This window comes from Pseudomonas sp. ME-P-057, assembly GCF_030208975.1.
Taxonomy (GTDB): domain Bacteria; phylum Pseudomonadota; class Gammaproteobacteria; order Pseudomonadales; family Pseudomonadaceae; genus Aquipseudomonas; species Aquipseudomonas lutea.
Window position 1 is genome coordinate 162423 of sequence record NZ_JARVSX010000033.1, and the last position, 12818, is coordinate 175240.

At 56.6% G+C, this 12818-nt stretch carries 18 protein-coding genes; 2 read left to right on the forward strand and 16 right to left on the reverse strand.

From position 1 onward, the window contains the following. Positions 1–46 precede the first annotated feature (46 nt). From QRN48_RS17310 to QRN48_RS17370, 13 genes are all read right to left on the reverse strand, one after another. Positions 47–919: a hypothetical protein gene (locus QRN48_RS17310; protein WP_285351921.1), complete on the reverse strand. Its 873-nt coding sequence runs from the start codon at positions 917–919 to the stop codon at positions 47–49. Between the two features lie 74 nt (positions 920–993). Then, the gene (locus QRN48_RS17315; RefSeq protein WP_285351922.1) at positions 994–1452 is read right to left on the reverse strand and encodes a phage virion morphogenesis protein; all 459 of its coding nucleotides are present in this window, start codon (positions 1450–1452) and stop codon (positions 994–996) included. Then, positions 1449–1925, reverse strand: a complete 477-nt coding sequence (locus QRN48_RS17320) for a phage tail protein (RefSeq protein ID WP_285351923.1) — start codon at positions 1923–1925, stop codon at positions 1449–1451. The genes QRN48_RS17315 and QRN48_RS17320 overlap by 4 nt, the downstream gene beginning before the upstream one ends. After that, entirely contained in the window at positions 1922–2113 is a 192-nt protein-coding gene (lysC, locus tag QRN48_RS17325) for an Rz1-like lysis system protein LysC (RefSeq protein ID WP_285352131.1), read from the reverse strand. The genes QRN48_RS17320 and lysC overlap by 4 nt, the downstream gene beginning before the upstream one ends. Continuing rightward, positions 2022–2465, reverse strand: coding sequence for an Rz-like lysis system protein LysB (gene lysB, locus QRN48_RS17330; RefSeq protein ID WP_285351924.1), 444 nt, complete (start codon positions 2463–2465; stop codon positions 2022–2024). The genes lysC and lysB overlap by 92 nt, the downstream gene beginning before the upstream one ends. Continuing rightward, positions 2462–2668: a hypothetical protein gene (locus QRN48_RS17335; protein WP_285351926.1), complete on the reverse strand. Its 207-nt coding sequence runs from the start codon at positions 2666–2668 to the stop codon at positions 2462–2464. Before QRN48_RS17335 ends, lysB begins: the two co-directional genes overlap by 4 nt. Further along, positions 2665–3507, reverse strand: coding sequence for an N-acetylmuramidase domain-containing protein (locus QRN48_RS17340; protein ID WP_285351928.1), 843 nt, complete (start codon positions 3505–3507; stop codon positions 2665–2667). The genes QRN48_RS17335 and QRN48_RS17340 overlap by 4 nt, the downstream gene beginning before the upstream one ends. Further along, positions 3504–3827 carry a phage holin, lambda family gene (locus QRN48_RS17345; RefSeq protein ID WP_285351930.1) on the reverse strand — a complete coding sequence of 108 codons (324 nt, stop codon included), beginning with the start codon at positions 3825–3827 and terminating at the stop codon, positions 3504–3506. Before QRN48_RS17345 ends, QRN48_RS17340 begins: the two co-directional genes overlap by 4 nt. A gap of 45 nt (positions 3828–3872) precedes the next feature. Beyond that, positions 3873–4085: a tail protein X gene (locus QRN48_RS17350; protein ID WP_285351932.1), complete on the reverse strand. Its 213-nt coding sequence runs from the start codon at positions 4083–4085 to the stop codon at positions 3873–3875. Beyond that, the gene (locus QRN48_RS17355; protein WP_285351934.1) at positions 4085–4546 is read right to left on the reverse strand and encodes a head completion/stabilization protein; all 462 of its coding nucleotides are present in this window, start codon (positions 4544–4546) and stop codon (positions 4085–4087) included. The genes QRN48_RS17350 and QRN48_RS17355 overlap by 1 nt, the downstream gene beginning before the upstream one ends. A 117-nt stretch (positions 4547–4663) precedes the next feature. Next, positions 4664–5365 carry a phage terminase small subunit gene (locus QRN48_RS17360; protein WP_285351936.1) on the reverse strand — a complete coding sequence of 234 codons (702 nt, stop codon included), beginning with the start codon at positions 5363–5365 and terminating at the stop codon, positions 4664–4666. Positions 5366–5368: 3 nt separating this feature from the next. Continuing rightward, entirely contained in the window at positions 5369–6403 is a 1035-nt protein-coding gene (locus tag QRN48_RS17365) for a phage major capsid protein, P2 family (RefSeq protein ID WP_285351937.1), read from the reverse strand. A 39-nt stretch (positions 6404–6442) separates the two neighbouring features. Further along, positions 6443–7276, reverse strand: a complete 834-nt coding sequence (locus QRN48_RS17370; protein WP_285351938.1) for a GPO family capsid scaffolding protein — start codon at positions 7274–7276, stop codon at positions 6443–6445. A gap of 175 nt (positions 7277–7451) precedes the next feature. On the opposite strand from QRN48_RS17370, the gene QRN48_RS17375 reads away from it, so the two are divergent. Both QRN48_RS17375 and QRN48_RS17380 read left to right on the forward strand, forming a co-directional pair. Further along, positions 7452–9209, forward strand: a complete 1758-nt coding sequence (locus tag QRN48_RS17375) for a terminase ATPase subunit family protein (protein ID WP_285351940.1) — start codon at positions 7452–7454, stop codon at positions 9207–9209. Then, a complete protein-coding gene (locus QRN48_RS17380) occupies positions 9209–10258 on the forward strand; it encodes a phage portal protein (RefSeq protein ID WP_285351942.1) in 1050 nt (349 codons plus the stop codon). The genes QRN48_RS17375 and QRN48_RS17380 overlap by 1 nt, the downstream gene beginning before the upstream one ends. 101 nt (positions 10259–10359) lie before the next feature. Here the strand turns inward: QRN48_RS17380 and QRN48_RS17385 are convergent, their stop codons facing one another. From QRN48_RS17385 to QRN48_RS17395, 3 genes are read right to left on the reverse strand one after another with little or no spacing between them, the layout of a single operon-like run. Further along, complete coding sequence (locus tag QRN48_RS17385) at positions 10360–11106, reverse strand: hypothetical protein (protein WP_285351943.1); 747 nt, start codon at positions 11104–11106, stop codon at positions 10360–10362. Next, positions 11106–11498, reverse strand: coding sequence for a hypothetical protein (locus tag QRN48_RS17390; RefSeq protein ID WP_285351945.1), 393 nt, complete (start codon positions 11496–11498; stop codon positions 11106–11108). The genes QRN48_RS17385 and QRN48_RS17390 overlap by 1 nt, the downstream gene beginning before the upstream one ends. Continuing rightward, on the reverse strand, positions 11498–12310 hold the full coding sequence (locus QRN48_RS17395) for a ParA family protein (RefSeq protein ID WP_285351947.1): 813 nt from the start codon (positions 12308–12310) through the stop codon (positions 11498–11500). Before QRN48_RS17395 ends, QRN48_RS17390 begins: the two co-directional genes overlap by 1 nt. Positions 12311–12818 lie beyond the last annotated feature (508 nt).

Here is a 12818-nt window from a genome sequence, read left to right on the forward strand (position 1 = left end):
TCTACGCGCGAGCAGACGCACCTTTGACGCTTTGTAGCGGAACCTTTTACACCCTGGTAACAGACTGTGCAGCGGGATCAGTCGCCCTCAATATGTCCGGGAGATGAAGGCCTATAAATGCTAGAAAAGAAAAGGCTTTCAAGCTATTTAGTTTGGTTCCGTAATCTGAAACCTCCCCATGTAAAACCTGATGTCTGTTAAGTGCGTTAAAAACTACCCCCGTGGCTTGGGATTCAGCTAAACGGGCGCTTTCGCCTTTCAATAAGTCAATTTTATGAAGCCCAAATAAGGGGCTCAATAATTCGTATGACTCGCCGTTTTCTCCAATTTTTTCTTTGATCATTGCTAGGCCGTTGACGCCATCTTGGCTTTTAGATTTTCCCAGCGGCATAGTCGTCCCGCATATATTTGCAAAAGTCCCATCTGCTTGTGCAAGGAAAACAGGAACGCTCAGGAAATATTCATCACCACCTCGTTTATGAGCCGCTACCGCGGCAGTTATCGCCTTCTGTCTATCGGGAAATGCCTCGGAAAGCCTCGCGGTGTACTCGTCAATATTTAAATCGTAATGATGAATCAGTATCGTGTCTAACTCATCGTCGTTTGCTGCTTCTAGGTCATCGATAAGCGTCAAGACGGTTTGTAAAGAGCCTTGCCAGTTAAAAAACCAGCCCCGGTTTGATGCCCGATCCATAGCTTTTTTAGACCGCTCAGGCAGTTCGTCTAGCCTTGTTTCTACAATACCCCAGTCTATGGTTGGTATTTTGCTTAATAGCGAAGAGTGCTGCTTGCTCACTTCTGCTATCCATGTCTCGAATCTTTTAAATGCATTAGATAGAACTGGGATGTGGGGTTGCAGTAAATCGCCCATGATTGCTACTAGTTCTTCTTTTTGAACGGATGATAATTTGTTGGTCATGGCCAGTTCCTTTGTAATTGATATTGATGCACATTTGTTAACTCCTCCCTATCCGAATAAACCGTAAGCAGAGGCTACACGCTTAACTGTTCAATCAGCTTATCTCGGATTACTTGGAGGGTCGTTTCATCTAACCCCAAAATCGCCCTTCGAGAGTATTTCACATCTGGAGCTCCATTCTCAGCTCGATCCTTCAAGCCGTACTGATGTACTTTTGCGACACGTCCAACACGGCCCGCAAAGCCAACGGTAATCGCGTTGCCGTCGAAGCGGAGCTTGAAGTGCTTGGCGGTACGCAGCTTTTGAAACATCTGAGCCTTTCGCTTCACTCGGCCCTGCTTGCCGCGCAGGTTGCGCTGCTTGCGAGGGACGTATTTTGCCCCGTCCGGGTTACGCTGCGCGGCGATCCGTTGCTGCTGGCTTCGGCGCAATGCCTGACCCAGTTCACGCGCGAGCTTGTTTCGCGCCGCCGGCTCCAGTTGCGACAGTAGGCCTCCAGCCCAGTCCTCCAACGCTTCCAGGTTGTTGCTCATTCAGGCACCACCCATTCGCCGGTATTGCCCAGGTTGCCGGGTATCCAGTCCGGGTCGAGGTAATCGGCCACGTGCTGCGGCTCCCCCGCGTGTTTCACAGTCGGCTTGCCTTGGTCATCCTTCCCGACGATGACTCGCTCTGTCAGCGACAGGCTCAGGCTGAGGTCGACCTTATTTTTGTCGAGAATATCGGCTTCGAACTGGATACCGTTTTTGACCTGGTCGAAGTTCTCCAGCAGCTCTGACTGGTTAACGCTGACCCAGCCGAGGACCGGCAGCATGATGCTGTCGGGGTGGCCTGCGAAGTCGGTCAGGATGATCTGCAGATCAAAGCTGTACTCAAACGATAGGCTGGTCGCAGCAGTGCACCTGACCTTGCCGTTGTCGACGAATATCAAGAGCCGGTCGGGGTTGTGTTTGAGCTCGGCCACGGTGGCCAGCAGATGGGCGCGCAGGCTTTCGGGTTTGTTCATGGGGTTGCCTGTTGATGTCGATAAATCATGTCGATCTGCCCCGCGCATTCTGCCCAGGCGTTTTCCACGAGGTCTTGGTCGCTCAACAGAGCGCCGTTATTCGATGGACTGGTCGCCGGCAGGCTGCACGGCACCACTGCCGGACAGCCACTGACGATAAGCGTCGGCGCCGGTGAGGGTGGGGCGATCGCGCAGCTGGCGAGCAGCGGCAGGCAAAGGCTGAGCAGCCCAGTCGCGAAGTTCAGCGTTTTCACGTTTAAGTGTCTCCAGAGTTCGCCCGCGTTTTGCCAAGGCGCTGCGCAGTCGATCCTGCTCCACCCGCAAAGACATCTGAGCGTCGCGCTCCTGTTGCAGGGTGATTCGCAGGCTATTGGCGGTCGTGAGGTTGCGCTCGGCGTCTTCGCGGGCGGTAGCCGCTGCACCTGTTGCGAGCTCGGCGTTTTTATCGGCGACGTTGATGCGCTGTTGTTGACCCCAGACCAGCATCGCCAATGCACCGAGCAGAGCAATCCCGTAAAGCGCCTGGCGCAGTGTTGTCATGCGCGGTGCCAGCCGAGGCTGCTCATGGCACAAGTGTCGAGTTGCGTGAGGGGGCCTCGCACAATGACAAACTTGCAGCCAGGGGCGAGGAGGCGCAGTGCTTCAGCCAGTTCCCGCATGTCTTCGTGCTCGGTGGATTCCGGCACCACAAGCAGATCCCCGTCTTCCAGCTTCAATTTGCGCACGGCGTCAAAGTCGATCATGCCGCCACCCCCTGGCCGCACTCGCAGCTCGCGTGCCGCTCAAAGGCGCGTTGAAGTTTGATGTCGTACAAGTTGCGTCGGTAGTTCGGCCCGTTGTAAAGCTTGGCGAATTCAGCCCACTTGCTGGCCTTCAGCGCCTTGTGAAGCTGTGGGTCCGTCTCGATGAACCGAGTAAACGCGTCAAATTGCTGCGATTCCCCTTCGCTCATGGCAGCAACGAAATCCTGCACGCTGCCGTAGCCAAGGCGCTTCCAGTGCAGGCCCATTATCTGGAAAGCGCCCCACGAAGCGGATTCCAGCGCTGCGGTGTCATCAATCAGGCGAGCCATGCTTAGACGCTGGTGCTCAGCGGTGCCGCCAGCGTATCCGCCGGGCTTGGGGTTGATCAGCGCCGGATTGCCAATGACCAGCTGATCAGCATGATGCTGAAGAGCCGCCGCATCGTCGCCGTCATGGCTTGGGGTGGTGAGTTGGCGATACATAATGTGGCGTTCGAAAAGGATCGCTGGCTTGCCGTTGGCCAGGAAACCCTTCCCACTGGACTCCACTTCATTGACCGCGTAGATACTGCTCAACGGCACGTCGAGGCGGGAAGCGGCGGCGACCAGGTCGCTATTGCGCAGATACAAGGCACAGTCCCCGCCGGCCAGGCTGGCCTGCGTTTTGTCCCCGGCCACACCGTCCGCCACGAGGCCGACTTTCAGCTGATAGGCCCGCACGGCCGCCTCGGTCGCATCGCTGTAGTCGCCGTCGACCACCAATCCGGCACCCTTCTGATTGAGGGTTTTCTGCAATTGGCGAACGGCTTGCGAGCGGTCGCCATGGCGTAGGGTTTTCATGGTTGTTCTACCTTGCGGATGAAAAACTTTTGAGCAGCAGCGCGTACGCCTTCCACACCCAGCAAACCGATCACACCGCCGAAAAAGGGCGCGGTGGCGGAGGGGATGCCGATCAGTGCCAAGCCATGGCTGGCAGCGAGCGCCAAGGTGCCGCAGAGCGGGGCCTCGATCATCATCCGGCGCAACGTGCCGCCGCCGTAGATGACGCGAAGGGCCGCGATCACTACGGCGAGGATGCCGGCATAAAGGGCGGGCCAGTTTTCTTCGAGCCAGGCGGCGAGCCAGGCCCAGGTATCGGGACGGTCAGGCATGCGGTTCATTCCATTGTCCGGGGGCTGTGGGGTGCGGGCTGCGTGACAGCAGTTTCAGTCCCATAAATTCACCATCTGCCGTTGCGGTGCTGCGAGCTGCGCTGCTGGCAGATTGACGACGATCCCTTGCGGCAGAATCGGGCCGTGGTCGGCCAGGCCAGGATTGGCTTCAAGCACGGCCTCGGTGACGCCCGCTGTGCGCCCGTAATGTCGCCAGCAGAGGGCGTCTACCGTGTCGTGTTGCTGAGTGCGAATAGCTGTGGTCATCAGATCAACTCCACGGTGCTGCGCGGCCGGCCGAGGAAGTCGCGTACAGCCCAGCGCAGGTCTCGGCGGTAGTCGTCGATGTTGGGGGCGAGCTGTTCAGCGTTTGCATTGCCCGAGTGGGTGGTGTCGTAAGAGCGGTATCGCTCACACACTTCAGCGCCGGTACCCGCTTCGATGGCGCGGCGATACAGGTGAACATGGACGGAGACGTCGTTGACCTTCTCGCCGGGAACATCCTCCAACTGCGCGTGACCGGCGGCCTGTTGGGTGACCCGCCATTCACTCAGCTCACGGTTAAGTGTGATGGCCGCGGCGATAACTGCGGTTTCCAGGCGAGCCGGGGTGACGCTCGCGTCGATGCGCAGGGTGGCCCGCATGTTGTCCAGGTCGATCGTCGGCCAGAACGGGTCGGTGTTTATAATGCCGCTGTCGACTGTGCCGCTGGCTACAAACGCGCTCATGAACTGCACTCTAAAATAGGTCGCCGGTGGTCGAGGCTTTGCGGTCCGGCGCCGGGGCCTGATCGATCCGCCTCGAGCCGGCGGGGTGCGTGGGGACGCTCGGTTCGCTGGGTGTCGTTAAACGGCAGGTGCAGCGTGTTTTTTCAGGAGGCGTTCGGCGCTCTCCAGGTCTTTTTTGCCGCCGCAGCTCTCATGCAGCGCAATGGCGCGCTTGAGCAGATCAATACCGGCTTGGATTTGTCCGGGCTGGCCCGCCACCTCGGCGCTGGTGCCGTCCAGGGTGGCGCGGCCGGTGGCGAGGTAAAGCTTGGCCCTGGCCTGGTCGGGCATGTCCTGCTCTTCAGTCAGTTCAGCGGTGCGATACAGGATGTTCCTGTCAAACGTACCGCCCGCCTTTTGCGTCTTGAGCGCCGCAGTGGCGATCTCCTCCGCGACCAGGCAGCCGGTCGTACGCTCAAAGCGGTCGGGCATGATCAAGCCGTGTTTGAGCACATAACCGGCGATGTCCAAGGCGCCACCGTAGTCGCCGGCATCAATGCGCCAGACCATGACGGTGGTCATGACGTCATCCTGAGCCCCGTTACCGGCCTCGATCACGCCTGTGACGTAGGGAATGTATTCGGGCAAGAGCTGCAGCTTGAGCGCTGCCTTTCCTTCGTTGGACTGAATCGACTTCAAGCGCAGGCGATCCTGCAGGAGCTGGTTGAGCTGATGTTCGTAGGCAGTTGCACCGGCCATGGATTGTTGCGGTGCTGTTTTGGCCGACTCCATTGCCGCGCGTGCGCGGCGCTGGTGGGCTTGAGCAAGGCTGAGCACCATCGGTTAGCCCTCGTCGCCTGTGCCGGGCGCTTCCGCGTCTACGGGCGCGATATTTTCCAGCAGGCAGCCCATGCCGTATTCCTCGACCACATACGCCTCGTTTGAGGATTCGAAGTTGCTTACGCGGCTCCACTCGGGCTCTTCTTTGATGTAGCGCCGACGGGCTCCGATCTGCCAGTACACCGACAGATTGCTGAAGGTCGTAATGAGGATCGTGCCTTCCGGCATGTACGGCACCTCGTAAAGCGGCAACCCGCCCACGCGGCGCTGCGAGATGATCAAGTCGCTTGCCAGTTTGTTGGTGGCGTCCTGGTCGTTGTTGACCAGAGCGAGGAACTTGTCATGCACGAGCTCGCGGCCGGTCATCACCACCAGTCCGGGGTTGCGGCGGTACCAAGGGTCCAATAGCTGGATGGCGTCATACACCAGGGCATCAATGTTTTTGAAGCCACCGGTTTTGCCGATAGTGATTTTGCCGGCGATGGCGCCTTCCTTCAGCACCCGATCCGGAGCATGGGTTCGGTACTGCTGGAGCCAGCCGATGTTCACGTCCTCGAGCAGCGGGTGCGCCGTGCGGTCGGTTTGCTCCGCCGCGGTAACGCCGTAGAAGCCGATCTGGATGCGGTCGAGCGCTTGGCGATGGGCGATGGCGCTCGAAAGCCGGGGCTGGAAGTCGGGAAATTTCGCCCAGGCGTCGAGCTGCTTGTAGCTGACGAAAGTATCGAAATCTGTTTGCTCAGCTTTGTATTTATCGTCGGACAGCGTGCCGATGCTACGTGGCGTGCGGGCCTGCACGCTGGTGTTGGTTCGGCTGGCGACGGTGCCGCCGACCCCGAGACCGACCTTTTCCCCTTCCTGCTCGTCGACGCCGATAATGTTGATCTTGGTCAGGAATTCACTCGACTCTTGGATCTTGGTTTCCAGCCGTTGCTGAATGGTCGGATCCACGTTGAAAGTGGCGCCGACCGAGTCAACGCCGTTGAGTTTTGCGACTTGGCCAAGGTAGCCGGTGTAGAGTTTTCGAGTGTCATTACGCATTGGGTTCTCCGGTATAGGCTGGCTGTTCGGGCCGTCAGGTCAGAATTGCGCCAGGGCTTGGTTGCCGCTGCCGGTTACCGGTGGGCGCTGGATCTGATTGTGATCTTGGGTTTTGCTCAAGATGGATTTGAGCTCGCTCAGGTCGGTGCTTAGCTGCTGGACCTGGCTGCTGAGTTCGCCGTGATTTTGATGCGCTGCAGTGACCTGCTCGGCGAGGTCTTTGCCATGTTCGGCGATGGCTTCGACCGCTTGGCCGATGGCCCCGAATTCGTTGTCATCCTTGATCTGCTTGCCTTTGAGCAACTCCTGCACCTTGCTGAATAGCTGGGCGCCGAGGCTTGGTTTTTCTTCGTACTCTTCGAAGACGAGTTCGGTTTCTTCGGCGACGGTGAACAGATTGTCCGGGGACTGTTTGCGCGCCTTGAGCGGGCTGGCGTCGGGGTGCTGAGCAGAAAACGCGAGTATTTCGGTGCCCAGGCTGGCGGGGGTATCGGTGACGCCCAGGCCCATCAGGTAGGCCTTGCCGGTGTCGGCAAACTTCTCGCGCACTTCGATGCTGGTGAAGATCTTCTGCTTGAGCTTGTTGACCATGCTCACCAGGTCATCGGTCGGCTCGATCTGGGCGAACAGTGCACGAACTTTTTTGTCGTCGATTTCGACGTCTTCGGCTTTCACAGCGAGGATGTCGCCGTAGGCGCGGAACGGCGAGTCCGGCAGCGTGCCGCGAATGTGTTCCATCCAGACCCTGGCGCCGTACTTGCTGCGGTCGTAACTGGACGCCATCTGCTCGATCCATTCACGCTCGATACGACGTCCATCGGTGGTCGCGCCCTCGACGGCGACCCGGAACCATTTGCTGCGAAATTTCTTCATGCCTGAAGCCCTCAAGGCGGTTGACGCACGCTTGGGTTGCGGTGCGGTGCGGTGCGTTGCGATGAGGGCATGTTCGGGACGCGCGCGCGTTGCGGCAACGGCGCGGGGTTGTAGCGCAAAGGACGACAACTGGCGCGGCTACTGACTCGCGCGCGTGAGCGGCAGGATCGCGGCCATGAATACCAGTGAGCTGCTCCCCATCGATCCCCGGCGCCAATCCAAGTTTCTGTACTGGATGGGCTGGCGTGTCTGCGAGATTGCCGAAGCAACAGGCGAGAAGGAGAAAACCCTACACAGCTGGAAGGCCCGAGACGAGTGGGACCGGGCCGATAATGTCGAGCGTATCGGTGGCGCACTGGAGGCGCGGCTGGTTCAGCTGATTCTGAAGGAGGGCAAGAGCGGCGGGGATTTCAAAGAGATCGATCTGTTGCACCGCCAGCTTGAACGCCAGGCTCGCATTCAGCGCTTTCAGGGCGGCGGTACCGAAACTGATCTCAACCCTAATCTGGCCAAACGCAACGAAGGCCCAAAGAAAAAGACTCCGAAGAACGACATCAGCGAAGAGCAGATCGAGCTGCTGCGCGAGGCGTTTATCGACGGTTGTTTCGATTATCAGAAGGACTGGTACCGGGCCGGCAATCAGCGGACCCGCGTCATCCTCAAAAGTCGGCAGATCGGCGCCACCTACTACTTCGCGCGGGAAGCTTTTCTGGATGCGTTGGAGACCGGGCGCAATCAGATTTTCCTGTCCGCGTCGAAGAACCAGGCCTACCTGTTTCGGGGATATATCCAAGCGTTCGCCCGCGAGGTGATCGGTGTCGAGTTGACCGGTGACCCTATCGTCTTGCCCAACGGTGCCGAGTTGTTTTTCCTCGGCACTAATGCCCGTACCGCCCAGGGCTACCACGGGAATTTCTACTTCGACGAGTTCTTCTGGACGTTTAAGTTCGAGGAGCTGAACAAGGTCGCGTCGGGCATGGCGATGCACAAGAAGTGGCGGAAAACCTATTTCTCTACACCGTCCAGCATGGCCCATGAGGCTTACACATTCTGGACTGGCGAGCGCTTCAATAAGGGCAAGCCAGCGGCTCAACACACCAAAGTCGACGTGGCCCATGGCGCGCTCCAGCAGGGGCGGTTTTGCGAAGACCGTCTATGGCGCCAGATCGTCACGATCCTGGATGCGGAGCAGGGCGGCTGTGACCTGTTCGATATTGAGGAGCTGCGCCGCGAATACAGCCCCGAAGCGTTTGCCAACTTGCTGATGTGCGAATTCGTTGACGATGGGTCGAGCATCTTCCCGCTGTCGACGCTGCAACCTTGCATGGTTGACAGCTGGGTAGAATGGGCCGAGGACTACAAGCCGTTCGCCATGCGCCCATTTGGTGATAGGCACGTCTGGGTAGGGTATGACCCCGCAGAAACCGGCGACTGTTCCGGACTGGTGGTGGTCGCGCCGCCACTCGTGCCCGGGGGCAAATTCCGGGTGCTGGAGCGTCACCAGTTCCGGGGCATGGACTTTGCCGCGCAGGCCAGCGTCATCAAGGCCGTCTGCGATCGTTACTGGGTGACCTACATCGGCATTGATGTCACCGGGCTTGGTAGCGGCGTCGCGCAGCTGGTGCGCCAGTTTTTCCCCAACGTCACCACGTTCAGCTATTCCCCGGAAGTCAAAACACGCCTGGTGTTGAAGGCTTACGACGTCATCCACCGCGGTCGACTGGAATTCGACGCCGGCTGGACCGACATGGCGCAGTCGCTGATGGCGATCCGCAAGACCATCACCGCCGGCGGACGCCAATTCACCTACACCGCGGGGCGCAACGACACTACCGGCCATGCCGACTTGGCGTGGGCGCTCTTCCACGCATTGCACAACGAACCGCTTGAAGGGCAGACCACTGCCAACACAGGGCGGATGGAGATTTTTTGATGTCGAGACGCCGCAAATACCCCCCGCAATTACCAATCGCAACGACCATGGCTACCCAGGAATTCATACCGCGCGCCGAAGGCAAGATCGAAGCGTTCAGCTTCGGCGATCCCTCGCCAGTGCTGAGCGGCCGGGAGTTATTCGATTACCTGGAGTGCTGGTTCAACGGAAAGTGGTACGAGCCGCCGCTGTCGCTGGATGGCCTAGCTCGCTCGGTGGGCTGCAGCGTGCATCTGCATTCGGGGCTGATGTTCAAGCGCAATCTGCTAAGCAAGACGTTCATCCCGCACCGGCTGTTGTCCAGGGCGGCGTTTGAACAGTTCGCTCTGGATTTCCTTTGTCTGGGCAACGGCTACCTGGAGTCGCGTCGCTCCGTGCTGGGCCAGGTGATGGAGTTGAAGCCGCCCTTGGCGAAATACATGCGGTCCGGTAAAGACGGCCGGCACTTCATGGTTCAAGGCTGGAAGAGCGAGCACGAGTTTGAAGCAGGCACGATCTTTCATCTGCGCGAGGCAGATCTGCACCAGGAGGTGTACGGCCTGCCGGAGTGGATCAGCGCGTTGCAGTCGGCACTGTTGAACGAGTCGGCCACCCTGTTCCGCCGCAAGTATTACGAGAACGGCAGCCACGCCGGGTTCATCCTTTACATGACCGACGCCGCGCAGAACGAGGCGGACGTCGAGTCCCTACGTAAAGCACTGAAGGACTCCAAGGGGCCTGGCAACTTCCGCAACCTATTTGTGTATTCACCGAACGGGAAGAAGGACGGGCTCCAGATCATTCCGGTGAGCGAGGTGACGGCGAAGGATGAATTCAACTCGATCAAGAATCAGACGCGTGATGATGTGCTGGCCAGCTTGCGGATCCCGCCGCAGTTGATGGGGATTGTTCCGCAGAATGCTGGTGGGTTTGGGTCCATCAGGGAGGCAGCGCAGATTTATGCGGCCAATGAGCTGGAGCCGATTCAGGCGAGGATGATGCAGTTGAATGAGTGGGTGGGGGAAGAGGTTGTGCGGTTTAAAGCTTATGAAGAGTATCTGGGGGCATAACGGCCCACTCACAGCAAGACCGCAACAGCATTGGCAACCAAATTGCTGACAAAGAGGGAGTTCTAAAAACTCCCAGACAACGTGAGTAGCGATTTGGTTGCCTAATGTCTGAGTGTGATATGCAACGCTGCTTTTATGGCGGCATGCTTAGTTGCAGGTACAGCTAGGCTGATGGATTTACGAAGATTTGGCAGCGCCGCACCCCTCAAATGTTCTGCGAAAAAGCACATTAGCAGCAAATTCAGCGCTGTCACCGTAGATTTTTCCCGCGTACTCCATGCTCCTAGATCAGTTGGCGAATTTAAATTTAATCCTGAAACTACCCCATCCCGAGACATTCGGAACGCTTTTGCAGAGCCATGCACTGCCTTTGATAGCGTCGCATACTCTGACTTAAGCGCCTCAAGACCTGTAATTGAAGAATCCAGATTCTTAAGTTTTGGGTGGCGAAGTAAATAAGAGGCAGTTTCACTGAAGCCTAGCCTGTGCTCTCCGTCTATCCACTGCTTAAGCTCTACCGGATGGTCGCAATAATATAACCCAAACAGAGTGTTCTCTATAAGGCTTCTGAGCGACATTAGAGCCACTCGCCAAGCCCCTTGCCGAGCTAAGGCGTGCGACATTAATGCATCATTATGAGCCTCTCGAAAAAACTCCTCCGAGTCACTGCTCAGTAGATCGGATAGCAACTCGGATCTCCATGCCTGAAGAGAAACAAGGCGATGATAGCTCGAAGCGTACTTTTCTTTGTGGGCCTCAAGCTCTTGAAGCGTTGTTTCAATACCGACTCTGGTCGCAACAAAGGTACGCTCAAAATTTGCTAAAACCTCTAATTTGAACTGTTCCATTACTTCAGCAGCAAATTAAGTGCGTTGGCGAGTTCCGTAGATTCGGTAACGTTCTTCTTCGAGCCTGTCCTAAGCAGATTTTCTCGGGCTAAGGGGTTCGCCGCCAAGTAGTTAAGGATCTTGCCTACAATATCTCGATTGGCGTCACGCGCGCGAATTTCGATATCAATGTTGTATTCTTTCATTAAAGACAACCACTGAGATTTACTCACGTCATTGAGCTTGACCAAGGTATAAAGTGCTGCCGGAATATCGCTTTCCCTTAGATTGGACGGTCTCGTTGATGGCGCCATTCTACTTGGGGTTGACCACTCTTCTACGTCAACGTCTGGGCCTGCTTTCAAGGTTCTCGACAATACCAGTAAAGCCTTTGAAAGTTCATGGGCTTTCATTAAGCAATCCCCGAGTTTTTTAACAGTGTTTTACAAACGCTCACAAACTCATGTGTCGATATCTCGTCTTTTGAATCAAATATCGAAATCTGCTTTTGCGCACAAGCACTTACGGCAACACGTTCAGAAATTTTCGCAGTGAGCACGGATTTCTTAAATTGCGTTCTCAAAGTAGCTTCGGTCTCAGCTCGATGCAACGCTGGGCGACCCACTCGAGAAATAACAATGCCAATATTTTCCAGCGTATGCTCGAGGTCGGTGCAAAACTCTTGAACTCGTTTTAGCAAAAGCCCGACACCGATAGCTGACAGAAAATCCAAGGAAACTGGAACCACGTAATGGGTGCTAATAGCTAGTGCATTTTGCGTTGGAATTGTGAGGTTCGGCGGGCAATCGCAAATTACAACTTCATATTCGTCGATGACGTCCTTGAGCGCTCTTCTAAGCCTAGTTTCCCGCGAGGTCGCACCCGCTAAATCCAAATCAACTGTGAATAAATCAATATGTGAAGGAATGAGATCAACGTTTGTGAATACATCATGAAAAATAGTTTGGTGTGCGTCTTTAATTGTTCCGTCAGCAGAGGTGTGCTTTCTGGCGCCCAAAAGATCTGCTACTGAGCCATTATCACGTACGTGTTTCTGCCATGCCGCGACTCCTACAGCGGAGAAGCTCGCATTTGTTTGAGGGTCTAAATCAATAAGAAGGGTCTTCTTACCTAATAACCCGCAATAAGCTGCCAAGTTAACTGCTAGCGCAGTTTTCCCCACTCCGCCTTTCAGGTTTATACAAGAGATAACCGCGGCTGCCATGTCCATTCCTTGGTGATGTTTGGTGTGGGCATTACAGCATACCTCGCGGCCAAAACCGAGCCCCTGCTAACCCTTTTTACATTTCGCAGTCCCTTCATACGGCGGCCAAAATCGACGAACCTTCCCAGCCACCCTGCTTGCCTCAGTCGCACCATTTTTGAACCGGAGCCTCGACCATCCAGCAGCGCGCGCCGTCATCCCCCCACCTCGCCTGCGGTCTAAATAGGTCGCTTTTTCTGCGCTTCTGCATCCCGATTGATCCAAGGCTGGCTGAGGGCTGATGGAAAGATTTGAGGCGGTTTAAGCCCTGCGGAAACCTGCGAAGGGCTGACTTTTCGAGGTTCGACCGAGACGTGAGAAACAGGCGAATTTCGGAGTCGGCTCGGGAAAAGGGTAAGTTTTCTATTTCGGGGGTGCAGGGACGCGCAACGGCCTGAATTTGCTGGGCTGTAGAACTAACACTGGAGGGTTAATTACAGTAATCGCGAAAGTTATTTATCTGTAACTA